This window comes from Pseudoduganella flava (genome assembly GCF_007830495.1).
In the GTDB taxonomy this organism is placed as follows: domain Bacteria; phylum Pseudomonadota; class Gammaproteobacteria; order Burkholderiales; family Burkholderiaceae_D; genus Rugamonas; species Rugamonas flava.
On sequence record NZ_VLKW01000001.1, the window covers coordinates 593,225 to 619,715 of the forward strand.

Annotated in this window: 19 protein-coding genes; 14 read left to right on the forward strand and 5 right to left on the reverse strand. The window is 67.6% G+C overall.

The features are described from left to right. Nucleotides 1-29: 29 nt before the first annotated feature. From IP92_RS02550 to IP92_RS02580, 7 genes are read left to right on the forward strand one after another with little or no spacing between them, the layout of a single operon-like run. Entirely contained in the window at nucleotides 30-5,252 is a 5,223-nt protein-coding gene (locus IP92_RS02550) for a tape measure protein (protein ID WP_158206809.1), read from the forward strand. Beyond that, a complete protein-coding gene (locus tag IP92_RS02555) occupies nucleotides 5,249-6,181 on the forward strand; it encodes a hypothetical protein (RefSeq protein ID WP_145872933.1) in 933 nt (310 codons plus the stop codon). Before IP92_RS02550 ends, IP92_RS02555 begins: the two co-directional genes overlap by 4 nt. After that, complete coding sequence (locus tag IP92_RS02560; protein ID WP_145872934.1) at nucleotides 6,181-8,505, forward strand: hypothetical protein; 2,325 nt, start codon at nucleotides 6,181-6,183, stop codon at nucleotides 8,503-8,505. The genes IP92_RS02555 and IP92_RS02560 overlap by 1 nt, the downstream gene beginning before the upstream one ends. A 10-nt stretch (nucleotides 8,506-8,515) precedes the next feature. Then, a complete protein-coding gene (locus IP92_RS02565; RefSeq protein ID WP_145872935.1) occupies nucleotides 8,516-8,788 on the forward strand; it encodes a hypothetical protein in 273 nt (90 codons plus the stop codon). After that, nucleotides 8,785-9,228, forward strand: coding sequence for a hypothetical protein (locus IP92_RS02570; protein WP_145872936.1), 444 nt, complete (start codon nucleotides 8,785-8,787; stop codon nucleotides 9,226-9,228). Before IP92_RS02565 ends, IP92_RS02570 begins: the two co-directional genes overlap by 4 nt. 14 nt (nucleotides 9,229-9,242) lie before the next feature. After that, a complete protein-coding gene (locus tag IP92_RS02575) occupies nucleotides 9,243-9,671 on the forward strand; it encodes a hypothetical protein (protein ID WP_145872937.1) in 429 nt (142 codons plus the stop codon). Next, on the forward strand, nucleotides 9,668-10,363 hold the full coding sequence (locus IP92_RS02580) for a glycoside hydrolase family 19 protein (RefSeq protein ID WP_199271813.1): 696 nt from the start codon (nucleotides 9,668-9,670) through the stop codon (nucleotides 10,361-10,363). Before IP92_RS02575 ends, IP92_RS02580 begins: the two co-directional genes overlap by 4 nt. Here IP92_RS02580 and IP92_RS02585 read toward each other — a convergent pair. Further along, nucleotides 10,308-11,162, reverse strand: coding sequence for a CAP domain-containing protein (locus IP92_RS02585; RefSeq protein WP_145872938.1), 855 nt, complete (start codon nucleotides 11,160-11,162; stop codon nucleotides 10,308-10,310). The genes IP92_RS02580 and IP92_RS02585 overlap by 56 nt on opposite strands. 141 nt (nucleotides 11,163-11,303) lie before the next feature. Here IP92_RS02585 and IP92_RS29830 point away from each other — a divergent pair, with 141 nt between their 5' ends. From IP92_RS29830 to IP92_RS02600, 3 genes are all read left to right on the forward strand, one after another. Then, the gene (locus IP92_RS29830; protein ID WP_158206810.1) at nucleotides 11,304-11,765 is read left to right on the forward strand and encodes a GNAT family N-acetyltransferase; all 462 of its coding nucleotides are present in this window, start codon (nucleotides 11,304-11,306) and stop codon (nucleotides 11,763-11,765) included. Between the two features lie 65 nt (nucleotides 11,766-11,830). Further along, on the forward strand, nucleotides 11,831-15,598 hold the full coding sequence (locus IP92_RS02595; protein WP_145872940.1) for a DUF4214 domain-containing protein: 3,768 nt from the start codon (nucleotides 11,831-11,833) through the stop codon (nucleotides 15,596-15,598). A gap of 118 nt (nucleotides 15,599-15,716) precedes the next feature. Continuing rightward, entirely contained in the window at nucleotides 15,717-16,136 is a 420-nt protein-coding gene (locus IP92_RS02600) for a hypothetical protein (RefSeq protein ID WP_145872941.1), read from the forward strand. Between the two features lie 21 nt (nucleotides 16,137-16,157). Here IP92_RS02600 and IP92_RS02605 read toward each other — a convergent pair whose 3' ends face one another. Together IP92_RS02605 and IP92_RS02610 are read right to left on the reverse strand one after the other, a co-directional pair. After that, nucleotides 16,158-19,055, reverse strand: coding sequence for a TonB-dependent receptor domain-containing protein (locus tag IP92_RS02605; protein ID WP_145872942.1), 2,898 nt, complete (start codon nucleotides 19,053-19,055; stop codon nucleotides 16,158-16,160). 340 nt (nucleotides 19,056-19,395) lie between these two features. Continuing rightward, nucleotides 19,396-19,680 carry a hypothetical protein gene (locus IP92_RS02610; RefSeq protein WP_145872943.1) on the reverse strand — a complete coding sequence of 95 codons (285 nt, stop codon included), beginning with the start codon at nucleotides 19,678-19,680 and terminating at the stop codon, nucleotides 19,396-19,398. A 205-nt stretch (nucleotides 19,681-19,885) separates the two neighbouring features. On the opposite strand from IP92_RS02610, the gene IP92_RS02615 reads away from it, so the two are divergent. From IP92_RS02615 to IP92_RS02625, 3 genes are all read left to right on the forward strand, one after another. After that, nucleotides 19,886-20,269 (forward strand): phosphonate transporter, encoded by a 384-nt coding sequence (locus IP92_RS02615; RefSeq protein ID WP_145872944.1) that lies wholly within the window; start codon nucleotides 19,886-19,888, stop codon nucleotides 20,267-20,269. Next, entirely contained in the window at nucleotides 20,266-22,824 is a 2,559-nt protein-coding gene (locus IP92_RS02620; protein WP_229418583.1) for a sensor domain-containing protein, read from the forward strand. The genes IP92_RS02615 and IP92_RS02620 overlap by 4 nt, the downstream gene beginning before the upstream one ends. 104 nt (nucleotides 22,825-22,928) lie before the next feature. Beyond that, nucleotides 22,929-23,138: a hypothetical protein gene (locus tag IP92_RS02625; protein WP_145872945.1), complete on the forward strand. Its 210-nt coding sequence runs from the start codon at nucleotides 22,929-22,931 to the stop codon at nucleotides 23,136-23,138. A 32-nt stretch (nucleotides 23,139-23,170) separates the two neighbouring features. Here IP92_RS02625 and IP92_RS02630 read toward each other — a convergent pair whose 3' ends face one another. Continuing rightward, a complete protein-coding gene (locus IP92_RS02630) occupies nucleotides 23,171-23,650 on the reverse strand; it encodes a Rhs element Vgr protein (RefSeq protein ID WP_229418584.1) in 480 nt (159 codons plus the stop codon). 182 nt (nucleotides 23,651-23,832) lie between these two features. Here IP92_RS02630 and IP92_RS02635 point away from each other — a divergent pair, with 182 nt between their 5' ends. Then, on the forward strand, nucleotides 23,833-25,809 hold the full coding sequence (locus IP92_RS02635) for a methyl-accepting chemotaxis protein (protein WP_145872946.1): 1,977 nt from the start codon (nucleotides 23,833-23,835) through the stop codon (nucleotides 25,807-25,809). Here the strand turns inward: IP92_RS02635 and IP92_RS02640 are convergent. After that, a complete protein-coding gene (locus tag IP92_RS02640; RefSeq protein WP_145872947.1) occupies nucleotides 25,793-26,473 on the reverse strand; it encodes a hypothetical protein in 681 nt (226 codons plus the stop codon). The genes IP92_RS02635 and IP92_RS02640 overlap by 17 nt on opposite strands. Nucleotides 26,474-26,491: the final 18 nt, after the last annotated feature.

A 26,491-nucleotide genomic window follows, 5' to 3' on the forward strand; every position in this document is an offset into this window, starting at 1 on the left:
CGGCCCGGCCGCACAACCAGAGGAACCATATGGTCGTCAATTTGCAGAAAGGGGTGGGCCTGGATGCCGCGCAGCTGCGCGACCTTGCCAATGCCGCGGACCTCGCCAACAGCAGGGTGGCCGGATTGACCGCGGCGGTCGAGCAGGCGCAGAAGGCGCTGGCTGGGCTGGGCATCGATGCCAGCGCCGCCGGTCTGGTACGCATGAGCGACGCGTACGCCACCTTTACCGGCCAGCTGAAACTGGCCACCAAGTCGCAACAGGAGTATGCCGAGGCGTATGCGGACGTCGTGCGCATCGCCAAGGCCAGCCAGGGAGACCTGGCGCAAACGGGCACGCTGTATGCCCGCATCGCGGACAGCACGCGGGAGCTGCACCTGTCGCAGGAGGACGTCAGCGACGTGACGGAAGCGATCGCGCTGGGCCTGAAGGCTTCGGGCACGGCAGCGGGCGAAGCCGCGACCGCACAGCAGCAGCTGGTACAGGCGTTCGCCATGGGGAAGCTGAGCGGGGAGGACCTGAACAGCGTGTACAGCGCCGCGCCGCGCCTTGTGATGGCGCTGGCCGATTCGCTGCATATGCCGGTCGCGGACCTGCAGAAGCTGGCCGAGGAGGGCGAGCTCACGGCGTCCGTCCTGGCGGGCGGGCTGCCGCAGGCGATGATCGCCTTGCGGGGCGAAGCCACGCAGATGCAGACCGTCGGCGGCGCCGTCACGGAGCTGAAGAACGGCATGACCGAATACGTCGGCCAGCAGGCCGAGGCATCCGGTGGCGCCGAGCTGCTGATGCACGGCCTGCAGGCGCTTGGCGACAACGCGGCAATCGTCGTTGGCGCTGTCGAAACGTTGCTGGCATTGCGCACGGTGGGAACGCTGGCCGCGTGGGCGCTGCAGGCGGCCAGTACGGCCAGCGCTGCCGGGGTAGCCGCGGTCGCCATGCGTGGCCTGGGGATCGCTGCGGGCCTGCTGAGCGGCCCCGTCGGCATCGTCGCTGGCGTGCTTGGTCTGGCGGCGACCGCGTGGGCCGCGTTCGGTGACTCGGCGAAAGAGAAATCGGAACAAGCGGCCAGCGCGGCCGGCAAGAGCACCGACGAGATCGTGCGTCAGCTGGACCGCCAGGCCAAGGCGCGTGCCGCGGCGGAGGGCCTGCCAAAGCCCGGGGCAAGCGACCTGGCGGCGTTCGAGAGGGAATACGGTACGGCGGCCGAGAAGGCCAAGCAGGAAGTGGAGAAGTGGGAGAAGAAGCTCGGCACCAACTTTACGGCGGACCGGCGGCAGCGCGTGCTGGACCGCTTCGATCCGCCCAGCAAGAGCACGAGCCCGAGCAAGGCGGACTCGCTCGAGTCCGGAATCAAGTCGAAGACCGTCGACTACGATGTCGAGGCGCAGTTCACGGCGGGCATGCTCGAAACGGAAAAGCAGCGGATCCGCCTGAACGCTGAACTGAAGGCCGGCACGCTCAACCTGACAGCCGCTGAGCAGCAGCGCATCGAAGTGGCGCTGAAGGGGCAGGAGGTGGCGGAGAAGGCCTTCCGTCTGAACGAGTCCGAGAAGGACGTGGCCGAATGGATCAAGCGCTCCACCAAGGCCCGCCAGGACGCCATCGCGGTGCGCGAGTTCGAGAACGCCATGCAAGGCAAGAGCAAGGATGCGCACGACATCGCCGAAGTGGAATTCAAGAATCGGCGCTCGGTGCAGGAAGCCGTGGACACGATGCGCGGCGCAGGCAGACCCGTGACCGACGACATGGTCGCGCGGATGCAGGCCCAGGCGGCGGCGCAGACCCGCGCGGAGCAGGACGAGATGCGGGACCGGAAAGCGCGCGAAGCGGCAGACCAGCTGGCCGCCGCGAACAAGGCGACCCGGCTGGGGCGCATCGACGACCCCGGCGAACTGGCCCGCGCCAAGCTGGAGGACGAGGCGGCCGTGTACCGCGAACGTATCCAGATGGCGCAGGAAGGTTCGTCTCTGCGCAAGCAGCTGGAAGCCGAATTCGGTATATGGTACGTGAACCGCCAGCGCACCATCGAGCAGGAAGCGGCCGCCGCACGCCGCAACGAATTGACGAAGAGCTTCGAAGCCATTGCGCAGAAGCTGGAAGCGGTATTCGGCCGCACCGGCAAGGCGCTGGGGGCGGTGGGCTCGGCGCTGCTCGATAACGCCAATGTCCATGAGGGCATCAACGAGCGCCTGGACAGGGCCAAGGAGGGGGCCGGCGGCGACCAGAGCAAGATCGACGCCGCGAATGCAAAAGCCGCCGAGGAGCGCGCCACGCAGCAGGTCAAGCACTACGGCGACATGGCGTCCGCCGCGAAAGGCTTCTTCAAGGAGAACTCCGCCGGCTACAAGGCGATGGAAGGAATCGAGAAGGCCTATCGGGCGGCGGAACTGGCGATGGCGCTGGAGAACATGGCGAAGAAGCTGTTCTTCAAGGAAGGCGAAGTCACCGCAACCACGACGCTCAATGCCACCAAGCTTTCCGGCGAGGCAGCGACGTCGGCGGCGTCGACGACGCTGGCCGGTACGGAGGCGAGCGCCTGGGGCTTGACGGCGGTGGTCAAGGCGATCGCTTCGCTGCCTTTCCCGCTGAACCTGGCCGCGGGTGCCGCCACGCTGGCTGCCGTGGTGGCGCTGGGTGCGAAGCTGACCGGCGGCATGGGCGGCGGCGGCGTGGACATCGCCAAGGAGCGCCAGGAAAAGGCGGGCACCGGCAGTGTGCTGGGCGACGCGAGCGCGAAGTCCGATTCGATTGCCCGCTCGCTGGAACTGATCGAGCAGAACTCGGACATGGAACTGTCGCACACGGCCGGCATGCTGGCCGCGCTGCGCAGCATCGAAAGCTCGGTAGCGGGCCTGGGGAATCTACTGGTGCGCAATGCCGGCCTGACGGGCAAGCTGGCGGACGGGCAGAAGGGCTCGGCCTATGATTTGGGTAACTCGACAGCGGCGGTCGCCGCAACAGGTGGCTTGATCGGCCTGACGCTCGACAAGATGACGGGGGGCCTGGTCGGCAAGATCACCGGCAAGGTGTTCTCGTCCCTCTTCGGCGGCAAAGTGACGGTGCTCGATACAGGTTTTACGGCCTCACGCGCCACGCTGGGCACGGTGCTGACCGAAGGGATCGACGCCTACCAGTACACCGATACGAAGAAGTCCGGCGGCCTGCTGCGCGGCGACAAATACCGTACGTCGCTGACGGCGCTGGGCAACGAGGCGAACGACCAGATCACGAAGGTCGTCAAGGGGCTCGCGGACAGCGTGCAGGAAGCGGGCAAGTTGCTGGGCCTGGGCGGCGATGCGTTCACGCAGCACCTGAACAGTTTCGTTGTCGACATCGGCAAAGTGTCGCTGAAGGACCTGAAAGGCAAGGAGTTGCAGGAGCAGCTCGAAGCGATCTTCTCCAAGCTCGGCGACGACATGGCGGCGTTTGCGGTGGATGGCCTACGCGATTTCCAGAAGATCGGCGAGGGCCAGTTCGAGACGCTCACGCGCATCGCGGTCGACTATGCCAACATCGATTCCATCTTCGCCTCGATCGGCAAGACCTTCGGCGCAGTGGGCCTGCAAAGCGTTGCGGCGCGCGAGCACCTGATCGAACTGGCGGGCGGCATCGACAAGCTGGCGGAACAGACGGCCAGCTTCGCCGACAACTACCTGACCGAGGACGAGCGCCTGGCGCCGGTGCGGAAGTACGTGACGGAGCAGATGGCCGCATTGAACCTGGCCGGTATCGACAGCCGCGACAAGTTCAAGGCCGCCGTGCTGGCGCTCGACCCAAGCAAGGATGCGCAGCAGTACACGGCGCTGATGGCGCTGGAGTCGGCGTTCGCGAAGGTCTACCCGGCGATGAACGAAACGGCCAGCGCCGCGCAAGTCGCGGCCGACCGCCTGGAGCTGGAAGCGAAGATCTACGAGATGACGCACTCCAGCGCCGAAGTGACGGCGCGCGACCGGGCGAAGGAGCTGGCGGCGATGGATGCGTCGCTGCGCCCGCTGCAGCAGCGCATCTACGCACTGCAGGACGAGCAGGCGGCGATCGAGCGGGTGCGCGATGCGGCAACCGAATTGCTGGGTGGCGTCGACAAGGCGTTTGCCGGCTTGCAGCGCGCCGTGCAGGACGAAAAGAACGCGCTGACCACCGCCCACGATGCGGCTTCGGAGGCGATGCAGGCGAGGATCGACGACACCTCGTCGGCCGTGGCGAAACTGAAGGCGCTGTCCGACGCGCTGCATGGCACGCTTAACCAGATGCACGCGCCAGGCCAGGAACTGTTCGACCGGCAGAGCGCGCAGGCGCAGATCCGGTCCGCGCTCGCGATCGCCCGCGCCGGCGGCCCGCTGCCGGAGGCGGAAAAGCTGCAGAACGCACTGGGCGTCGTCGGGCAGGATGCGGGCAACCAGTTTTCGTCGTACGTCGATTACCTGCGCGACTACTACCGCACGGCGAACGACATCGCCGCGCTGGCCGACCTGACGGACAGCCGGATGAGCGTTGAAGAACGCATGTTGAAGGTGCTGCAGGACCAGAAGAAGGCCGCCGACAGGGCGTACAAGGACGAGATGCTCCGGCTCGACAAGGAGCTGCAAAAGGCCCAGGAGCAGATCGACGCGCTGAAAGGCATCGACAACTCGGTGAAGTCGGTGGCGGAGGCGTTGTTGTCGCTGTCCGGCGCGATCGCGGCGGCGCAGGCCAACCCAATCATCGCGTCGACGGCGGCGATCACGCAGGCCTATCAGACGTCACTGAACCGCGCGCCGGAAGCGGCGGGATTGGCGTTCTGGCAGAACCAGGCCGCCAACGGTACGCCGATCCAGACGATCGTCGACAACATCGCGAACTCCCCGGAAGCGAAGATTCGCGGCCTGTATCAAAAGCTACTCGACCGGGAAGCGGAAGCGGCCGGGCTGGACTTCTGGATGAAGCAGGCGCAGTCCGGCATGACGCTGGAGCAGATCCAAGCCGGCTTCATGAACAGCCCGGAATACAAGGCCAAGCACCCGACAGTGAGCTGGGCACCCGGGGGCGGCAGCGCCACGGAAGCGGCCGAGTCCACCCAGGCATCGCGCGCGGCCGCGCGCTCGCTGGCGCCGGACAACAGCGAACTGGCGGCCGGGATGCAGGCGCTCGGCGACGCGGTCGCGAAGCAGGGAGCGGCACTCAACAAGATCGCACAAAACACGGGAAGGCATGCGGACATGTATGAAACCAACACGGCCGGCGGCGGCCCGGCACTGGTGCAGGTGGTGCTATGAGCGGCACGTTCGAAGTCAGGTCGCTCAGCGTCATCCAGGGCACCGCGGTGACGGGCAAGATCCTCGTCAGCAGCACGGCCCTCGAGAACGAGTACGCCGCCTACGATCCGAAGAAGGCCTATGCGGTGGGTGACCGCTGCATCAGCACGGCCACGCACCGGGTCTACGAGGCACTCGTGGCCAGTACCGGCAAGGACCCGACCGCGGTGGCGGGTACGGGCGGCACCACGCCGCCCTGGCTCGACACGGGGGCGACGAACCGCTGGGCAATGTTCGACGACGAAGCCAACACGCAGACGGTGGTGGCATCGCCGTTGACGCTCGTGCTGCGGCCCGGCCCGTTCAATGCGTTCTTCCTCGCCGGACTCGATGCGGAACAGATCGAGTACACGGTGAAGGACGCGCCGGATGGCGTGGTCGTCGCGCACTACGTCGGGCCGTTGGAAGCCTCCGCGCCGGGCGACTACGACGAGTACTTCTACGGGCGCTACAAGCCGATGACGGACTTCATCGCCAGCGACATCCCGCAGAACGTCAATACCGAAATCACGATCACACTGTCGCGGGCATCGGGCGAAGTGCGCTGCGGGATGCTGGCGATCGGCGACCGCCGCACGCTGGGCCAGACGCAGCGCGGCGCGCGGGTCAAGCCGAAGAGCTACAGCTACATCGACACCAACGAGTTCGGCAAGACCCGCATCCAGCGGCGCAAGGCGACGACGGACATGAGCGCGACCGCGATCCTGGACGTCGTCGACGCCGCCACGGTGCAGGCGATCCTGCAGGAGCAACTGGACGTGCCGTCCGTGTGGATCGGTTCCGATGAACCGGGCTACTCGGGCTTGCGCGTGTTTGGCTTGGGCAGCGGCGAGATCGAATACGACGCGACCGAATGCATTCTCAACCTTAACGTTTTAGGACTGATCTGATGGCTATCGAGACCCCACCACCCATTACGCCGCTGGACTCCCCGGCACCCCAACGCGGCGACCGCGCCACGTTCTTTTCGCGCGTCGACTCTTTCATCCTGTGGTTCGTCGGCGCCGTGAGCCAGTACACGGCGCTGGCGGCAAATGTGTTCAACAATGCGACCGAGGCGTTTGCCGCGGCGGTGCGGTCGAAGGATTCGGCGGCCGAGGCGAAGGCGGCGGCGGAGACGGCGGCTGCGACCACCAATGCCAGCTTTTTCGTGCCGGATCGTGCGTATGTGCGGGGCGACTGTGCGATCAGTAACATCACTTATCTGACGTACCGACGCCGTGCGGGCGGTGGGGCGGCGCTGGACCCCGCCAATGACCGCGACAACTGGGTGCTCGTGACGCCGAACGTTACTCCAGTGGCGTCGGCCACTGTCAACAGCGGCAGCGATATCGTGCTTGTCGCCGGTTCGGCAGGCAACCAGGTGATCTCGATGACTGAGCGGGGACGCGCTGTGTGGCTGCCGAAGGCGAACGCGATGCAAGGTATGGGCGGGCCAGTGTTCGTCATACGCAACGACGGCGGATACGCGTTCGGTATCCGTGACAGTACGGGCTTGCTGATCGCTGCGGTGGCACCCACAGGTACCGCAATGCTGACGCTTGAAGACAAATCGTCCGAGGCCGGGCGCTGGGGTGTCACGGGCACCTGCCTCGAACCGGGGCTGTTGGCAGCGGAGCATACCTTTGGCGCGACCGTCGGCGTGTCGACCAGTGCGCCGTACTATCCGGAGTTTGTCGCGCTGGATGACTTCACATCGATACACATGGTGCCTCTGATCGCCGGTGGATTCGGGGCCGTGATCGTCGATTACCGCGGCCGCACGGTATCGCTTCCGGTGACGATCGACGCGACGCTATACGCCAAGCCGAGCAGGCTGTTCAAGGTGAGCGCCACGCAGGCTTTGCTTTTCTATGCGACGCCTTCACGCGAGGGGAGGGCTGTTCTATTGACCGTGAAAGGCGCGTCGCCAAGCCTCTCGCTGGCGATCGGTACATCCGCCATCGTTCCAGTCGCCGGTTATTATTCGGCATGGGACGGCGACGACGGCACCAACGCCCAGCGCATCGAACAACTCAGCCCGACACTGTATTTCTACGCGTACGCTTCTTCCACCGTCAGCGGGTTGGTTTCGTGCTTCGCGATGTCTGTTGTCGACGATAAGATCGTCGTTGGCGCGACTGCGGCCGTTACTTCGGCAGGGGTGGCGGAAGCCGGAGGAGGAGCCAGTCCGACCAGTTATGCGTTAAGTGCGAGTAGCGTACTCGTCCTCTACCAGGCGTACAGCAGCGCAAATGGACTGCTTGCACGGGTTGTCACCGTCAACGGGCCGGCCGAGCCGGCGTGTACCATCGGACCATCGTGCAACGTAAAAAAATCGGTGTCGAACGGGTCTTCGTATACGCCTTCGTATAGCGTCTGCATGCTGACGCCGGAACGTATCCTGCTGATGTCGGACGCAGGTTCATACGCGTCCACCTTCGTCATCGCGCTGAATATATCGGGCACCACGATCACGGCGGGTACCGCTGTGGCACTCGCGCAATTCCCCGTCAACTTCGTTTCTGGAAGCAGCCAGATCGGCTCTCCCGGGGACGGCCGGTACACCCCAAGGCTGTACCGGCTCAGCCCTACCCAGGCCCTGCTGTCGCTCGTCGGGACGGAACCGCTCGGCGACGTCAGCGTTCCCGTTTCCATTTCGGCGGTTGTGGCTTACGCCGACGGGGCCGTCAGCATCGGTCCGCAAAGTCATCGCCTTTTCGCCGATGGTGTCTTGGGCGGCACAGGTTTCGTCGTCCCGGGCGGTGGACTGGACTTCTGCACCATTATGGCCCGGCCGCAGCCGGGAACTGGAGCAGTGTATGGTTACAAAGTAGATTCCGCGACTAACGCCGTCATCGCGGCTGGTGCTGCGCCCCTGCACGGCGCCCAGGGCGTCGAGGGCGACGATCTGCATGCAACGAGGACGAGTAAGGGCCTGTACGTGATCCATGGCTCGGGGAGTGCCAATTATGCGGCTGCCCGTCCGAATCTGCTCGGGCTGACCGCCGTCTCCGTCTATTCGACCGATGCGGCGGCGGTCCCGCGCTACCGAGGGTCCATCCCCGTCCCCGAGCTGGACAACCTTGCGGCGTCTGGCGTAGGTAGCCGGCAGCGGCCGCGTGCCGTTTCCGCCAATCGCATCGTGACGTTCGGTGTAGGCACCCGCGGCATGACCTCCATGTCCGGTGCCCGCCTGCGCATGCTCACGATCGAACTCTGCGACCTGAAGTGAAAGGACCAACATGACAAACCAACCCAACACCGCAACCGCGCTGCTCGTGATGCACGACGGCCGCATCCTCGACCAGGGCCCGTTCACGATGAAGGACGACACGATCGCATCGGCCAACGGCATCCACCCGAAACACGTCCTGCCGCACGGCTGGAGCATCGTCGATGTGGCCGATATGCCAGCGGACTTCGCCTTCGGCCGCTACCTGTGGCAGGACGGCGCGCTGCGGGCGCTGCCGGACGAGCCGCCCGCCGAGGCCACACCACCGGAGGCCGCGCAATGAAAGCCGCCTTCTACACCGGCACCCGCCCCGGCAAGGCGGGCCTGTACAACCGCCTGGTGCGCTGGTGGACCACCAGCCCCTACTCGCACGTGGAACTCGTGTTCAGCGACGGCATCGCGGCATCGTCGTCGTATGCCGATGGGGGCGTGCGCTTCAAGGTCATCGACTTCGAGCCGCAATCGTGGGACTTCATCGAGTTGCCGTTGCACCTGGAGGCGGATGCGCGGGGGTGGTTCGCCGCCCATGCGGGCGCCGACTACGACCTGCGCGGCAACCTGCACTTCATGGTGGAGCCGCTTTCCGACCGCAAGGACGCCTGGTTCTGCAGCGAAGCGGTGGCGGCCGCGCTGGGGTTCCGCGAACCCTGGCGTTACGATCCCGGCGTGCTCGCATCGACGTTGCGCAGCCTGCCGAGGAACCCACTTCCCGCGGCAGCTTGACGATGAAGGCAGATATGGCTATCGGAACGGGCGTCGCCAGCGGCGTACTCATTAAAATCATCGGCGCGCCCCTGCTGGCCGGGGCCGCCGCCAGCGCGCTGACCTTCCTCTTCATGTGGCCCAGGTCGCGCCGCGAAGCCTACGTGCGGCTGACCTGCGCGATCGCCATGTCCGGGATACTCGGTCCCTTCCTCGTCGTCATGCTGCACAGCTGGTGGCCGGCGCTGTTCGCGTCGGCCGGCTATGTCGTCGCCATGTTCGGCGTCGACCCGTCGATGGGCATCCTGTATGTCGCGGCGCCGCTGATGGTGCTGGCGGGCTTGCCCGCCTGGTGGCTGCTCGGCGGCCTGGTGCGCTGGCTGGACAAGCGCAAGGACAAGGATCTCGCCGAGATCGCGCACGACGCGGCCGAGATGGTGAAGGACATGCGGGGCACGCTGTGACGCCCGCGCAGCTGATGGCCGTGATGCCCGCCGCCGGTGCGCAGGCGCGGCTGTTCGCGCCGCTGCTGGCAAGCGCGATGGCGCGCTACGGCATCGATACGGTGCTGCGGCGCGCGGCATTCCTCGCCACCGTCGCGCATGAATCGTCGCAGTTGTCGCGCTTCGACGAAAACCTGAACTACGGTGCGGCGGCGTTGACGCGCACGTGGCCGCGGCGGTTTCCGCCCGCCGTGGCCCGCACGTATGCGCGGCAGCCGGAGCGCATCGCCAACCGGGCGTACGCGCTGCGCGAAGGGAATGGCGACGAAGCGAGCGGCGACGGCTGGCGCTACCGCGGCGCCGGTGCGATCCAGCTCACGTTCGCCAACAACCACGCCGCGTGCGCGCGGCATGTGGGCATCGGCCTCGATGCCGTCGGTGCGTGGCTGCGCACGCCGGAAGGGGCATGCCGCTCGGCCGGCTGGTATTGGGCGATGCGCGGCTTGAATGCGCTGGCGGATGCAGGCGATTTCGACGGCGTCTGCGACGTCGTCAACCTGGGCCGCAAGACGCCGGCCGTGGGGGACGCCGCCGGGTGGCCCGAGCGGCGTGGGCTATACCTGCGGGCGCTCGCCGTGTTGGGCGAGGCGCGGGTGGTCAGCGCGCCCGCCCCAGCACCTGCGTCCAGTACAGCGTTCCCCGCTGCGGATTGACGGCATAGCCGATGCCCATCTCGGCGAACGCCGCGTTCATGATGTTGGCGCAGTGGCCCGGGCTGTCGAGCCAGCCGTCCACGGCCTCCTGCGCGGTGCGCTGGCCGGACGCGATGTTCTCGCCGATCACGCGCCACGCGTAGCCGGCCTTGCGGGCGCGATCGCCGACGACGCTGCCGTTCTTCTCCACGTGGCTGAAGTAGCGCAGGCGCGCCATGTCCTCGCTGTGCGCCAGCGCGGCCGTATCCAGCGCGGGGTTACGCTGTAGCGGCGGTGCGGCGGCGAATTGCTGGTCGCCGCAACGGCGTGGCACGGCGCGCGCCGCGTTGACGGCGGCCAGCGTTTCGGCACCCAGCGTGGCGGCATCGGGCAGATGCCGGGGCGGCTCGGGCCGCGCCAGCACGACGTGCCAGCCGTCGGCCACGCGGATCGCGCCGGCGGCGGTAATGTCGGTGCTCAGCAGCCGCATGCAGTATTTTTCGCGCAGCGTGCGCATCGCTTCTTCCGGCTCGGCGGCGCCCGAGACGAACAGCGCTTCCGCGTGTTCCACCGGGTAGCCGGCCCGCTCCAGCGCCGGTTCGAGGAACGTGCCCGTGCCGATGCGCAGTTGCGATAGCGCGGATGCCGCATCGAGCGGCGCGACGGGGGCGGCGGGCTGGCCCGCGCAACTGCCCGGCGCCGCGCGGTAGGCGTTGATCAGCGCGACGAGATCGGTGGATGCCGGCTGCGCGGACGCGGGCAGCGCGCCGGCGCCAAGCATCGCCGCGGCGGCGATACGGAAGCGAGGAAAGCGGAACATCGGTATGGGCGTGGTCGGAAGGGCAAGGAGCAGCCTTGCCGGGCAAGGGCTCGATGGTGCTCCAGATGGGGCCAGTGCGCAAGCTTCCAAGTCCCGCCGCAAGTGGTAAGCTTGCAGCCTTACCGTGCCTTCAAGACAACTTTGCAAACCGCGCTTACCTCATCGACAGTTTCGGTCCGCCACGGCAGTGGTCTATCGCTCGCGCTGTGCGCCGCCTACACACCGGCCAATTCGCCATGGGGCGTGCGCGCCTGGCGCTACCACGTGCTGGCCGGCGGCACGCGGGTCGGCACGATCAGCCTGCGCGACGGCCATACCCGCGTGTTCACCCACCTGGTCGGGCACATCGGCTTCGCCATCGACGCCGAGCACCGGGGCCACGGCTATGCGGGCCAGGCCGTGCTGGCGCTGCTGCCGGAAGCGCGCCGTCTGGTGGACATCGTGTGGATCACGACCACGCCGGACAACACGGCATGCCGCCGCGCGCTCGAGCGGATCGGCTGCGTGCTGGTGGAAGCGGTGGATATTCCTTCCTATTACGTCACGTACGCGCAGGGCGAGCGCACCAAGCTGCGCTACCGGCTGGAGCTGGACGGCTGGTAAATGCATTTTCCTGTGGTTAAATTTGAATTATTATTCTGCAAGGAAATAATTCAAACAGGAAAATCATGGCCGCTGCCAACCCCATCTTCAGGCCCGTCACGCTGACGGGCAATCCGGACATCGATGCACTGCTCGCTGGCGGCGCGTGGAATTCGGCGACGATCACCTACAGCTTCCCGCAAACGCTCGCCGACACGAGCTACGGCGCCGGAACCAATACCGAATTCAAGGAGTTGACGACAGCCGAGCGGAACGCGGTGAGCCAGGCATTGCGGCAGTACAGTGATGTCGCCAACGTCCATTTCGCACAGGCTGCGGCGGGTGCGGGCGACATCAGCGTGTACTGGCTCCAGTCGCAGGACAATCCCACGGCGCGCGTCGTGTCGTTCCCCGGCCAGACGAATGGTGACGCGGACGGCGACGTGGAACTGGGTTCCGCCATCAGCGCAGGGCTCGGCGACCCCGGCAGCTACTCGGCGTTCACGCTGGTGCACGAGCTGGGCCACGCGCTGGGCCTGAAACACCCGCACGACCAGGCACCGGTGGACGGTGGCGGGCCACCCGCGACGGACCCGGCACACGATGCGATCGAATACACGATCATGTCCTACCACAGCTACCCCGGCAGCGCGTTTGGTCCCTACACGGTGTTCGACGGCAGCTACCCGATCGGCCCGATGATGGACGATATCGCGGCCCTGCAGCATCTGTATGGTGCGAACTTTACGACCAACGACGGCGATACCTACTACACGTTCGACCCTTCCGCCGCCGTGATCTTCGCGACGATCTGGGACGGCGGTGGCACCGATACGTACAACCTGTCCAATTACACGACCGACCTGAAGATCGACCTCCGCCCGGGAAAGTGGATGGACTTCGGCACGCAGAAGGCGCAGCTGGACGACGATGTGTATGCGCCGGCGAACATCGCCAATGCCTACCTGTACGAAGGCGACACCCGTTCGCTGATCGAGAACGCCGTCGGCGGCCTTGGCAACGACACCATCGTCGGCAACCAGGCCGCCAACCAGCTGGACGGCGGACGCGGTGACGATACGCTGACGGGCGGCGCCGGCGATGACACGTTCGTCTGCGATGTCGCGGGCAACGACTGCATCACCGACTTCTCGGTGGGCGACAGGATCCGCACGGCGCACGCGCTGACCGGCACAATCGCGGCGGGCGACGGCGCCGACGTGGCCGCGTACTCGGTCGAATACGTGGCCGGCCCGGGCGGCCTGACGAAGCTGTACGTGGACCTGGACGGCACGGCCGGCGCGGAGCTTACCGTGCAGGTCAACGTCGACGGTGCGCGCCTCGGCTTTTCCGGCGACGCCATCGAATTCGCGCGGCCGCCCGCGCTGGCCTTGCCCGTGCTGGAGGGCGGCAACGGCAGCGGCTATACGGCCGACAGCACGCCGACCTTGTCCGGAACCGGCGCGCGGCCCGGCGCCACCGTCACGTTGTGGGATGGCGCGCAGTCGGTCGGCACGGCGCACGCCGATGCCAACGGCGTGTGGCACGTCACCAGCATGGCGCTGGTGGACGGCACGCACCAGCTGACGGTGACGCAGACCGACGGCGACGGCCTGAAGTCGATCGCGAGTGCCGCGCTGGCGCTGACGGTCGATACCGTGAAGCCGGCCGCCACGCTGGGCGTGCCCATGCTGTCGAGCGACAGCGGCGCCTCGGCCGCCGATCGCGTCACCAACGTCGCGGCGCAGACGATCGCGCTGGCGCTCGGCGCGCCGCTGGCCGACGGCGACATCGTCGAGGGCTCGCTCGATGGCGTGCACTGGACCGACCTGACGGAGAAGGTGGCCGGCACCACGTTGACGTGGGATGGCGTGACGTTGACGAGCGGGGCGATCCACGTGCGCGTGCGCGACGAGGCGGGGAATGCCGGCGCGAGCGGCGCGTGGAACTACGTGCTCGACACCGCGGCACCGACCGACATCCGCCTGTCCGGCGGTACGATCTACGTGGGCAGCGCCGCCGGCGTGACGGCCGGCCGCCTGAGCGCCATCGATCCACGCAGCGGCGACAAGTTCACCTATGAGCTGGTCGACAGCGGCGACGCCCGCAGCGCCGACAACGCCGGCTTCACGATCGCCGGCACGGAACTTAAGGCCATTGGCGCGCCCGCCTGGAGCACCGGCACGAAGTCGGTGTACGTGCGCGTCACGGATGCTGCCGGCAATACGTTCGACAAGGCGCTGAAGGTCACGGTCGCGAACCCGCCGCGGCCCGCGCCGGAAACGCATACGGAGACCCGCACGGAAATCATCGGCGACGTGGCGGTGCAGCACCAGACCACGACCAACGCCGATGGCAGCGTCACGGACATGGTGACCGTGCCGGTGGTGGCCGCAGGCACCATCGGCCTCAACCTGCCGATCGGCGCTGGCGCGCTGGACTTGCTGGCGCACGTGTCGGCCGGCTTCGGGCTGGTCGCATCGGGGCCGGCCGCGACGCTGTCCGGGGCCGCCGCGTCGAGCGCGCTGACCGAGTTGCTGACCCAGCACGGCGGCGCCGAGCTTGCGGCTGCCGTCGGCGGTTCCATCGGCACCGGCGGTGCACCGCTGCTGGTGCGCGCCGTCGTGCCGACGGTCGCGGGCACGCCGTCCGGCCAGATCGCGCTGTCCGGGGCGGCCGACGCCAGTGACGTCGCCCTCGTCATCGACGGCCGCGCCCTGCCGGCTGGCACGACGCTGCAGCTCGATAACGTGGAATTTGCCGCCGTCATCGGCGCGGTCACCTTGGGCGGTGGCGCCGGCAACCAGCACGTGTGGGGCGATGGTGCCAGCCAGACGATCGTGCTGGGCGAAGGCGACGACGAGCTGCACGGCGGTGGCGGCAACGACGTCGTCGGCAGCGCAGCCGGCAACGACAGGATCTTTGGCGACGCCGGCGACGACACCGTGTTCGGCGGCGCGGGCAACGACACGATTGACGGCGGCAGCGGCCACGACGTGCTGCAGCTGGCCGGTGCAGGCCGCGCCGATTACACGCTGCGCGTGGTCGACGGCGCGCTCGTTGTCACGCAGCGTGGCGGTACCGATGGATCGGACACCGTCAGCGGCGTCGAGGCGCTGCGTTTCGGTAGCGGCGATACGTCGGCGGCCGGCACGGTGGACCGGCTGTACGAGGCGGTGTTCGGCCGTGCCGCCGATACTGCAGGCAAGGAGTTCTGGTTGGGCGCGCACGGCGCGGGCCACTCGCTGCACGACGTGGCCGCCGCACTGCTCGGCGCTGAGGAGGGCATGGCGGCACAAGGCACGCTGTCGGCCCAGGCGTATGTCGAGGGACTGTACAAGAGCGCCCTGGGCCGCACTGCCGGCGGTGCCGAGATCGCGTACTGGGCGGACCGGCTGGGCAGTGGCCAGCTCGATCGGGCGGGCGTGCTGCTGGCGATCACGGAGTCGGCCGAGAAGCTCGCGCAACCGGCGACGCTCGACTTCAATCACAGCGACGTTGCGGTGATCGCTCGCCTGTACGACATGGCGTTCGGCCGCAGTGCCGACGAAGCGGGGCTGAACGGCTGGATCGCCGCCAGCGAGAACGGCATGACGGCAACGTCGATCGCGCGGGCATTTGCCGCCAGCCCGGAAGCGGCGGCGCTGTACGGCGGCACGGACGACGCGGCATTCGTCGCGCGGCTGTACGAAACAGGCCTGGACCGTGCCGCCAGCACGGCCGAGCTGGCGCGCTGGACGGGCATGCTGGCCGGCGGCACGCTGGACCGGGCAGGCGTGCTGCTGGCGCTGTCCGAGTCGGCCGAACATGTCACGCTGGTCGGCGCCATCGATACGTCGGTGCACGCGGTGTAAGGAGGGGGGCGATCGGCGGCGGACGATTACCTGGCAGGTAATTGGCGCAAGTGCGTGCCGGCGCGACACTGGCGGCACTGTCACCCAAGTGATGTCACCCCACCTCAAGGAGCCTGCCATGAAAACCGTCCAGCCGTCCCGCCTGCTGAAGTCCGTCTTCCTGTGCGATGCCGCCGCCAGCGGCGCGATCGCCACCGCCCACCTGCTGCTGCCCGCCGCGCTGCACGAGGCGCTCGGATTGCCGCGTGCGCTGCTGGCGGGCACCGGCATCTTCCTCGCGCTGTACGTGCTGCTGCTGGTGGCGCTGGCGAACAGCCGCGCCGTGTGGCATGCGCTGGCGCTGTTCGTCGTCGCCGGCCATGTCGGCTGGGCCGCCGCCAGTGTGGCGCTGCTGATGAGCGGTACGGTCGCCGCTACCGGCCTCGGTACGGCCTACGTGCTGGCGCAGGCACTGGGCGTGCTCGCGTTCGCGGCGCTTGAATGGCGCGGCCTTGCACAGTCGCCGCTGGCCACGCGCACGCCGGCCGCCCTGGCCTGACAGACGTCCGCGGGGCTGCCGTCAGCGGAACCGGTACTCCGCCGTCACGCGCAGCGAGCGGCCCTGCACGTCGTCGATGTCCTGTGGGATCACGCCGCCGCCGAATGCCTGGAACGCATAGGCATCGAACGGCGGGCGGTGATTGAACACATTACGTACGAACAGCGACAGCGTCAGGTTGCGGATGCCGCGCCAGCTCAGGTTGTAGTCCCAGCGCACGAACGAGCCCACGCGGCACTGGTCCGGCGTCCAGCCGCGCTCCTCGCAGGCTTGCGGCGTGTACTGCTCGTCATAGAAGTCCTGCTGCAGCGACGTGGCGCTGCGGAAGTTCGCCCGCAGCGTGTGCGCGAAGTCCCCTTGCGACAGCGTGGTGGTGACGTTTGCCACCGTCTTCGAGTAGTTCCAACGTCCGGCCAGGTTGTCGCCCCAGCTGCCGCCGTCCCGCGTCGGTGCCCACACGCGGTAGCGGAACAGGTATGTCGCGTTGCCGATCACGTCGAGCCGGCCCAGCGGCGTCGTGAAGCGCGAGCCCAGGCTCACGTCCACGCCGCTGGTTTCCGTCTGCGCCGTGTTCTCGAACATGCCGGAGGTGGCCGCCAGCGGCCCGACGGTTACGCCATAGCGCGTCCGTTCCTCCGCCGTGAACGTGCCGTCCTGGCTGACGGGCAGCCGCTCGATCACGCCGGCCGGCAGCGAGTTTTCAGCGGCCAGCAGTTCGGCCGTGGTCTTCACGCCGATTTCATCCTTGCGCTTGATGCGCCACACGTCCACGGTGACGCTGGTGCCGCGCACGGGTTCCGCAACAAAGCCCACCGTCGCGCTGGTCGATACTTCCGGCTTCAGGCCCGGGTTGTTGCGCACGGTGTTGGACACGCCGGCCGCGCATTCGTTGCCCTCGACGGTATCGGCGCGAGCGGACAGCAAGGCCTTGTTCGGATCGGCGGCGGGCAGCGCATCGGATTGCGCGCGCAGATCGTTCGCCAGTGCCTGTGCCTGGTCGCAGCGCTTCGGATCGACGACGCCGTTATCGAACGCGAACTTGCTCGATTGCGCGCTCTCCGTCAGGTTCGGCGCCCGGAAGCCTTTCTCGAACGTCCCGCGCAGCATCAGCCGCGGCGACGGCTCCCACCGTGCGGCCAGCTTCGGCGACGCATGCGCCTTCACGTTCTTGAACTTGTCGACGCGCACGGCGCCGATCAGCTCGAGCTTGTCCGCCAGCGGCAGGTTCGCCTCGGTGAACACGGAGCTGTTGGTACGGCTCGCATTGGCCGTGGCCGCGCCGTTGCTGACGATGTCGCCCATCAGCAGGTTGGCGGTAGGGTTGATCTCGAACTTCTCGTGGCGCACTTCGCCGCCGACGGCGACGTTGACGCTGCGGCCGCCGAACTTCGCCACCTCGCCCGTGATCTTGCCGTCGATGAAGGTCTGCGTGATCTTGCCGTCGTAGCCGTTTTCCGGGAACAGCGTGGCCACCACTTCCGGCGTGTTGATCTGGCCCACGCGGTAGGCGCGGTTGAACAGCTGCGGGTCGTACGGGCCGGAATTGTCCGGATCGTCGGGGTTGTACGGCGTCGTCGCGCCGATCACCTGCTGAAAGCCGGACAGGCTGAAGAAGCTGCCGCGGCTGCGGTCCTTCGTCTTGCTCCCCATGATGCCGAGCGCCGTGTCCCAGTCGTAGCTGCCCAGGCTGCCGCGCAGGCCGGCCAGCGCGCGGTACTGGTCGCTGCTCGTGTGGCGGTAGGCCGGGTCGTCCGCGAAGCGGTAGCGGAACTCGGCTTCCTCGCCCAGCTGGTTCAGCGGATGTTCGAGCGGCAGGTAGCGATAGCTGAACGTGCGGCGCTGGCCTGTGGCGGGATCGCCCCACACGGCGTCCGACGTCGTCGAACCGTAGGTGGCCTGCGCGCTCAAGTAGTCCGTCTTCGTGTGCGAATACAGCACCTCGGCATAGGCCTGCGTGCTGGCGTTGATCGCATACTTGCCGGACAGGAGGGCATTGACGCGCTGGGACGCCGGCACCGCCTGGAAGTGCGCGAAGCGGTCGTACACGCACAGCCCGGCGGCGTTGCGCGCCGTGCAGCCGGGCAGTGCGCCTTGCCCGATGATGTTGCCGGGCCAGCTGAACGTCGACGGTGCGCCCCGCCAGCCGAACATCTGGCCGCTGCCGGGCGCGACGGGGGAAAACAGCTCGCCGTACTCGGGGTGGATGTCGTCGACGACCTGGCGCCAGTTGACGTCGTTGCGGCGGTAGACCTCGATGTTGGCAAGGATGTTGTAGCGGTCCGTGTCGAGATTGCCGATACCGCCCGTCAGCGCCGCGGTGGATTCGTGGAATACCGAGTTCTTCAGCGAGTTGTTGTACGCGGCGCGCGCCTGCACGCCGCTGAAGTCGGAGCGGGTAATGATGTTGATGACGCCGGCCACGGCATCGGAACCGTAGATGGCCGAGCCGCCGTTGCGCAGCACCTCGACTCTTTCGACGGCATCCAGCGGCAGCGTGTCCAGGTTCGTGAACACCTCGTTGTAGTCGGCCAGCGCATACGGCGCGACGCGGCGCGAGTTCAGCAGTACGAGTGTGGACTGCTTGCCGAGCCCGCGCAGCGACACGGACGACGCACCGCCGGCAAACGAAGCGCTGCCGCCCACGTCGGACAGCGCCTGGCGGTCCGTCGACGTCAGCGTGTCCATCAGCTCCTTCACGGTGTTCACGCCGAGGCGCGTGATGTCTTCCTTGCGGATCACCTGCACCGGCGTGGCCGTCTCGGCCTCGATGCGCTTCAGGTTCGAACCGGTGATGACGACCCGCTGCAAGCCCTGGTTGGTGGCGGCGTCCTGCTGCGCCAGCGCGGCCCGCGGCGGGCCGAACGCCAGCGCCATCGCCGCCACGCCCGCCTTCAGTATCAGATGCCCTTGCTTGTTCATGCCTGCCTCCGTTGCGTGCGCACCGGCCGATGTGGCGGCGCTCTTTTCAATCTAGGAGCCGCGATCGGGCGGGTCAACGGTGTGGGGGCGGGATGCGACATTTGTACAACGGCCGGGCGAGCTCGTGGGGAGGCACTGGGCCAGTCAAATTGGGTTGTGCATGTCCCGTACAGCCTGGAAAATCCGGAATGAAAGTTGCGGATTGATGACTGGGTTGAATCAGCCTGGCGCGGGAATATTCTGTCGCCGTTCTATTTGGCGGCCGTGATGCGCTTGCCGAAATCGGTCATAAAAAAAATGGCCCGCAACGCGGGCCATTTTTACCATCATGCCGGGAATATCAACGCTTGACGGAATTGTCGTCCGCGTTGCTCGGGGTGCTCGGCGACGTGCCCGGTTGGGACGTCGTCGACGTGTTGCCGCTCTGGTTCCACTGGCCCGAATTCGTCGAGGAGCCGGAGGTGCTGGAGCCGGTGGCGCCGCTCGACGTGCTGCTGCCCGAGCTGGTGCTCGAGCCGGTTGCCGAGGTGTCGCCGCTCATGCCGCTGGAGTTCGTGTCGGTGGTGCTGCATGCGGCCAGGCCGAAGCACAGGGCTGCAGCGAAGAGAGCTTTGGTCATGGTCATGATGTGTTCCTTTTCAGTGAGTTAATCATTTGACTCGAGCTTTGATGCTAGCATCGGATCAATGCGGGCCGCGCTCGATTGCCCTTTGTAAAACGCATTTTCCGCCGGTGAATATCGATTCAATCGTGCATGGATTGACAGGGCGTTATTCGCATGTCAGCATCTATTTCCATTCCGCAATGCTTTGATTATCTGGAGTCCCCGCATGGACGCATTAGCTTTCGACCAGCCCGATCTGGGCCAACGCCTCGCCGCGCTCAGCGACGAACAGATCGACGATGCGCCGTTCGGCATCATCGGCTTCGATGAAACGACCGCCGTGCGCCGCTACAACCGCTTCGAAGCGCAGGCCGCCGGGCTGTCGCCGGTGAGCGTCCTGGGCCAGCCTTTCTTCACCAGCGTGGCGCCATGCATGAACAACTTCATGGTGGCCCAGCGGTTCGAGGATGCGCTGGCCGACGGTAGCGGCCTCGACGATACGATCCCCTACGTGCTGACATTGCGGATGCGCCCCACCAAAGTAAAGCTGCGCCTGCTGGCGCTGCCGGGAACGGCGCTGCGCTACGTGCTGGTCCAGCGGCAGTCGTGAGCGGCGCGCTGCACGGCGGGCAGGATGCGGCGGCCGAACACGAGGCGCTGATCCAGTTCCTGTATCTCGCACCCGTCGGCCTCGTGCAGGCGCGCGCGGATGGCGAGATCGTGCTGATCAACCCGATCTCGGCGCAGCTGTTGATGCCGCTGTCGCGCGACGGCAACCTGGACAACCTGTTCACCGCGCTGCACGGCCTGGCGCCCGACCTGCGCGCGCAGTGCGAGCGCTTCGCCGCGCCGCGTGGCGTCATCTGCGACGGCGTGCACCTGCGCGTACACGGCGGCCATCCGGGCGGCCCGCAGATTCTTGCGCTGTCGCTCGTCAAGCTCGACGCGGCGCGCCTGATGGCCGTGCTGCAGGATGTGACGGCCCAGGTGTTGCGCGAGCGCCAGCTGCGCCGCAGCGATGCGTGGCTGGGCGCGCTGCTTGCCAGCGTCACCGACTATGCTCTCGTCAGCCTGGATCGCCTCGGTCGCATCGAGCGGTGGAACGACAGCATCGGCCGCGTCACCGGCCACCGGCCGGACGTCGTCGGCAAGTCGTATGCGCTGTTCGACCCGGAGACTGCGGCGGCGCCGCAGCGTGCCACCGAACGCCTGCGCGAGGCGGATGCGCACGGCTGGATCGTCGACGAGGGCATGCGCGTGCGCGCCGACGGCACGCGCTTCCTGGCCAGTGCGATGATCTCGCCGCTGCCGGAACGCGACCCCGATGCGCCGGACACGGAAGCGGCTTACTGCCTCGTGCTGCGCGATTGCACGGAGCGCGCGGCGGCAAGCCCGCCGCCCGCCGCGGTGCCCGAGCGCGACACGGAGCACGACGACAAGCTGGCCTACGAGGCGCTGATCCAGTTCCTGTACCGCACGCCGATCGGCCTGCTGCAGGCGGACCGGGATGGCGCGATCGAGATGATGAACCCGATGGCCGCGCAGCTGCTGATGCCGCTGGCGCCGGACGGCGCGATGGACGACCTGTACGCCGTGTTCGGCATTGTGGCGCCGGACCTGCGCGCGGCCGTGGCGCGCTGCGCGGCGCCGTCCGGCGTCGTCGTCGAGGGCTTGCGCATCGAGCTGCCGGACGGCCGCAACGGGCCGCAGGTGCTGTCGCTGTCGGTGATGAAGCTCGACCCGCAGCGCGTGATGGCGGCCGTCAGCGACATCACGCTGGACGAGCGCCGCGAGCAGGAGCGCCTGGCCAGCCGGCTCTCGTCGGCCGCGCGGATGGATGCGTTGACGCGCATGCCGAACCGCGCCGCCGTGCAGGAAGCGCTGCGCGCCATCCTGGCACGCGAGCCTCGCAAGGAAGGGGAAGGCGGCTTCGCGCTGCTGTTCATCAATTGCGACCGCTTCCGCCAGGTCAACGACACGCTGGGCCAGACGCTCGGCGACCAGCTGCTGGTGCTGATGGCGGAGCGCATCCGCAACGTGCTGCGCCCGCCGACGGACCGCATCGTGACGGATGCGCGCGGCGGCCAGGTGGCGGCGCGCGTGGGCGGCGACGAATTCGTCGTCGTGCTGGACGGCCTGCGCCGCGTCGAGGATGCCGAGAGCGTGGCGGCGCGCCTGATCGCCGCGATCGGCCGCGGCTACCACCTGCAGGGCCACGACGTAGTGTGCAACGTCAGCGTCGGCATCGTCTGGGGCGACCAGCACGAGCCGGACGAACTGCTGCGCGACGCCGGCATCGCGATGGTCGAAGCCAAGCGTGCCGGCGGTGCCCGCGCCGTTCGCTTCGAGCCGGCGATGCGCGAGCGCGCGGCGCGCCGCAGCGACATCGAAACGGAACTGCGCCAGGCGCTGCAAGGCGACCAGCTGTTCGTCGTCTACCAGCCCGTGGTGGCGTTGCGGCCGGACGGCGGCACGGACCGCGCGGCCGGCGTCGAGGCGCTGGTGCGTTGGCGCCATCCCGTGCGCGGCATCGTGCCGCCCGTCGAATTCATCGGCGTGGCCGAGGAGTGCGGCCTGATCGGCGCGCTGGGCGACTTCGTGCTGGAGCGCGCATGCCGCGACTTCATGGGCTGGCGCGCCGCGCTGGGCGAACTGGCGCCGCGGCTGATGGCGGTGAACCTGTCGCGCGCCCAGCTGGGCCAGCAGGACTGGGCGGGCACCGTCGCCCGCATCCTCGGCGAGGCGGGCATGGATGCGCGCAACCTGCAGCTGGAGGTGACGGAAAGCCTGGCGGCGCAGGATACCGACGTGCAGCAGCGCCTGCACGAGCTGAAGGCGCTCGGCGTGACGCTGGCGCTGGACGATTTCGGCACTGGCTATTCGTCGCTCGCCAGCCTCCACCTGCTGCCGGTGGACACGGTGAAGATCGACCGATCGTTCGTCAGCCAGAGCGAAACGAGCCAGCACCACCGGGTGCTGATCGAAGCCACCGTGAAGGTGGCGCAAAGCCTGGGCATGAACACGGTGGCCGAGGGCATCGAAACGCGCGAGCAGGCGAATGTCGTGCGCACGCTGCAATGCGACAAGGGCCAGGGCTATCTGTACAGCCGCCCGTTGGAGGCCGATGCGCTGGTGGCGTGGCTTACGCAGAGCGGCGACGCCTGAACCGGTTGCCGGCTAGCCTGCTGGCTTGATTGCCGGCAACCGCGCGTCCGGCATCGTGATATTCCATTAATCTTGTGCCTGGTTATCAGCATGCGGGCACCACCATGAACCCCAGATATGACGAACTGACAGCGCAATACTTACAGGTTGGGCTGATCTACAAGACGATGCTGGGTGTCAAGGATGCGGAGGCGTACCTGCAGTCGGTCGGGATCCCGGGCCACCTGATCTACCGGGTCCTGCACTCCGACGAGCACCGCCATTTGCTGTCGGGGCAATCCGTTCCCGGCACCGGCGACCTGCATGGGCGCTGACCGTAAGCGTGCCTGCCGGCGCCGCCGGTGGGTCACGCGGAGCGGCGCCGCCTGAGCCAGTTCAACAGCGGGGCCGGGCAGCGCGGCAGGTGGGCGCAGCTGCACGGGTCGGCCAGGAAGCCGGCCAGCACTTCCTCGAACAGCGGGGCCGCTGTCGCATAATGCGGCTGGCGCATCGCGCCGGGCAGGCCGAGCGTCTGCAGCGCGAACCAGTCCGCCAGCAGGTCGCCCTGCGCTTCCATGTTGAAATCGGCCAGCCGCTTGCCGGGCGCCAGTTCGTAGCGGTACGACAGGCCGATGCGCACGGCGCCCCGCGCCATCACCGGGTAGCCCAGCTGCCACTGCCACACGTGCACCATCTCGTGCATGAACCACAACAGCCGCCATGCCGGCTCGCGCGCGAAATCGGCGCGGTAGTCCTGCGGGTGGTACCAGATGTGGCCATCCGGCGACATTGCCGTGTGCCGCCACTGCAACGCAAACGGCAGCCAGCCGCGTGCGTGCACGCGCACGCGGGCATAATCGATCGCATCCCCGAACAGAGTGTGGCACCAGGCGATTTCGCCATCGGTCAGGCACCGTGCCGGGTAGGGGAAATCGGGACTTACTAGTTCAGGTGGCCTATTGTTGCCCTGCATCACTAATTGGAAGATGTATGCTTCACGAATGAATTTCTAGTTTCGGAGAGTACCCCATGCAGTTCCTGGCCAGCTTGAAATTGCTGCAAAAATTCCTGATCCTCGCGATCATTTCGATGGTCATGGCGGCGATTCCCAGCCTCCTGTACCTCCGCACAGCCAGCGACGCGCTGGCCGGCTACCAGGCCGAGCAGCAGGGCATACCCGCCGTCACGCGCGTGCTGAAGGCCGTGCAGCTGACACAGCAGCATCGCGGCCTGTCCGCCGTCGTGCTGGCCGGCGGCGCCGCATCCGAACCGCGCCGCGCCGCCAAGCAGCAGGAGGCCGACACGGCGTACCGCGACGTCGACGGCGTCGTCGAGGCCACGGGCGACAAGGAGCTGGCGGCCCTGTGGGCCGATGCCCGGCGCGAGTGGCAATCGGTCGCCGCCGCCGTCGCGCAGCGCAGCCTCGCGCCAGCCGACAGTTTCAGCCGCCACTCGGCGCTGATCGGCAACCTGATGCGCCTGCAGGAACTGGTGGGCGACCATTATGGCCTGTCGCTCGACACCGAGCCCGATACGTACTACCTGCTGCAGGCCACCGTGTACCAGATGCCCGTGCTGACGGAAGAACTGGGCCGGCTGCGCGCCCGTACGTCCGTGTTGCTGACGCGCGCCGAAGCATCACCGCAGGAACGCCTTGCCGTCTCCGCGCTGCTGGCGCGTGCCGAGGACCGTTTGGGCCAGACGCTCAATGCGTTCGACAAGTCGGCCCGCGCCAACCCGCGCTTCGCCACCGAACTGGGGCCGCGCATGAAGGAAACGGCGGACACGGTGCGCGCGCTGACGAAGCGCGCCAACGACGAGGTGGTGGTGCCGGCCGCGTTGACCGCATCGTCCGATGCATTCTTCGCCGCCGCGACGCAGACGATCGATGCGCTGTTCGCACTGAACGAAGCGGCGCGCACGCAGCTCGACGCGGCGCTGGAGCAGCGCACCGCCAGCTTCGAGCGCGCCCGCCTGCTGATGGTGCTGGCCTTGCTGGCGCTGGTCGCCGTCGCCAGCGGCATCGGCATGCTGATCGCCCGCTCGGTGACGGTGCCGATGAACCGCGCCGTGGAAGTGGCACAGCGCGTCGCCGCGGGCAACCTCGATAACACGTTCGACGTGGGCCCGGAAAATGAAGTAGGCCAGATGCTGCGCGCGCTGCGCGACATGAACGAGAGCCTGCGCGGCATCGTCGGCAACGTGCGCCACAGCGTCGACGCGATCAGCTCCGCGACGGCCGACATCGCCAGCGGCAATGCCGACCTGTCGGCCCGCATCGAGGCGCAGGCATCGAACCTGGAAGAGACGGCGTCGTCGATGGAGGAATTGACGGCGACGGTGCGCCAGAACGTCGACAACGCCCACCATGCGAACACGCTGGTGCAGCAGGCGCGCGACGCTGCGCAGCAGGGCAGCGACGTCGTGCTGCGCGTCGTCGACACGATGGGCGAGATCGACGCCAGCGCGCGGCGCATCGTCGACATCATCGCCGTCATCGACGGCATCGCGTTCCAGACCAATATCCTGGCGCTGAATGCGGCAGTGGAAGCGGCGCGCGCCGGCGAGCAGGGCCGCGGCTTCGCCGTCGTCGCCAGCGAGGTGCGCACGCTGGCGCAGCGCTCGGCCGCGGCGGCCAAGGAAATCAAGGACCTGATCGGCACGAGCGTCGACAAGGTCGGCGTCGGCAACGCGCTGGCGGGCAGCGCGGGCGCGGCGATGACGCGCATCCTCGACAGCGTGCGCAGCGTGGCGGGCCTGATGCAAGAGATCGCGCAGGCATCGAACGAACAGAGCTCCGGCATCGAGCAGGTGAACATCGCGATCACGCAGATCGACGACGTCACGCAGCACAATGCCGCGCTGGTGGAGGAAACGGCGGCCGCATCGGCCAGCCTGGAAGAACAGGCGCGGGCGCTGGTGCGCACGGTGGGGGTGTTCAAGCTGGGCGATGAGCCCGCGTCGGCACGTGCGACGACGCGCGCCGTCGTTATGGCCGGTAGCTGAGATTCGCCCGGTAGCGCAGCAATTCGTTCCTGACGCTGTCGACGACGCCGGCCACCGTGTACGGCGTGCCCAGCGTGGCGGCGGCACCGAAAGTCGGCACGGCGCGCAGCAGCACGTATTGCGGCGCCTGGCCGCCGGCCTGCAGGCGGTACCACGTCTGGCGCGCGGCGGGATCGCGCTGCCGTACAGTGGCCTGGGAAACCGCCTGCTCGAACGCCTGCTCCTGACCGGGCCGGATCTGGTACGTCGTCAGCGCCATGAACGGCGATGTGTCGGGCAGCGGCGCGCCCGCGCTCAGTGCCTCCATCCGCTGGTACATGCCATGGCTGACGAAGTCCGCGTACGGCACCACGTTGACGTTGTTGTCCGCCGTGTCGGCGGCCGGCTGCACCGCGTTGTCGAAATCCGCGGCGGCATGGCCGAAGGTGCCGTCCATGAACTGGCCGATCCGGTCGCCCAGCACGAAGGTCCAGCCGTACCACGTCCACGGATCGCGCGCGTCGCGGTGCCATTGCAGGTGGCGTTCATAACCCTTCTCGAACTGCTCGCCCTGGCCGGGCTTCGGCACGATGACGACCATGCGGGCATACGACGGCTGCTGTGCCCACGCGGGTGCGGCGCAGGCCAGGGTCATCACGGCGGTGGCGATCATGCAAGCTTTCAACGGCATCTCCTAGTCGAA

Bases quoted from the DNA above. Each gene is read 5' to 3' on its own strand.
- IP92_RS02550 (WP_158206809.1), top strand. From the start codon at position 30: ATGGTCGTCAATTTGCAGAAAGGGGTGGGCCTGGATGCCGCGCAGCTG.
- IP92_RS02555 (WP_145872933.1), top strand. From the start codon at position 5,249: ATGAGCGGCACGTTCGAAGTCAGGTCGCTCAGCGTCATCCAGGGCACC.
- IP92_RS02560 (WP_145872934.1), top strand. From the start codon at position 6,181: ATGGCTATCGAGACCCCACCACCCATTACGCCGCTGGACTCCCCGGCA.
- IP92_RS02565 (WP_145872935.1), top strand. From the start codon at position 8,516: ATGACAAACCAACCCAACACCGCAACCGCGCTGCTCGTGATGCACGAC.
- IP92_RS02570 (WP_145872936.1), top strand. From the start codon at position 8,785: ATGAAAGCCGCCTTCTACACCGGCACCCGCCCCGGCAAGGCGGGCCTG.
- IP92_RS02575 (WP_145872937.1), top strand. From the start codon at position 9,243: ATGGCTATCGGAACGGGCGTCGCCAGCGGCGTACTCATTAAAATCATC.
- IP92_RS02585 (WP_145872938.1), bottom strand. From the start codon at position 11,162: ATGTTCCGCTTTCCTCGCTTCCGTATCGCCGCCGCGGCGATGCTTGGC.
- IP92_RS02595 (WP_145872940.1), top strand. From the start codon at position 11,831: ATGGCCGCTGCCAACCCCATCTTCAGGCCCGTCACGCTGACGGGCAAT.
- IP92_RS02600 (WP_145872941.1), top strand. From the start codon at position 15,717: ATGAAAACCGTCCAGCCGTCCCGCCTGCTGAAGTCCGTCTTCCTGTGC.
- IP92_RS02605 (WP_145872942.1), bottom strand. From the start codon at position 19,055: ATGAACAAGCAAGGGCATCTGATACTGAAGGCGGGCGTGGCGGCGATG.
- IP92_RS02610 (WP_145872943.1), bottom strand. From the start codon at position 19,680: ATGACCATGACCAAAGCTCTCTTCGCTGCAGCCCTGTGCTTCGGCCTG.
- IP92_RS02615 (WP_145872944.1), top strand. From the start codon at position 19,886: ATGGACGCATTAGCTTTCGACCAGCCCGATCTGGGCCAACGCCTCGCC.
- IP92_RS02625 (WP_145872945.1), top strand. From the start codon at position 22,929: ATGAACCCCAGATATGACGAACTGACAGCGCAATACTTACAGGTTGGG.
- IP92_RS02635 (WP_145872946.1), top strand. From the start codon at position 23,833: ATGCAGTTCCTGGCCAGCTTGAAATTGCTGCAAAAATTCCTGATCCTC.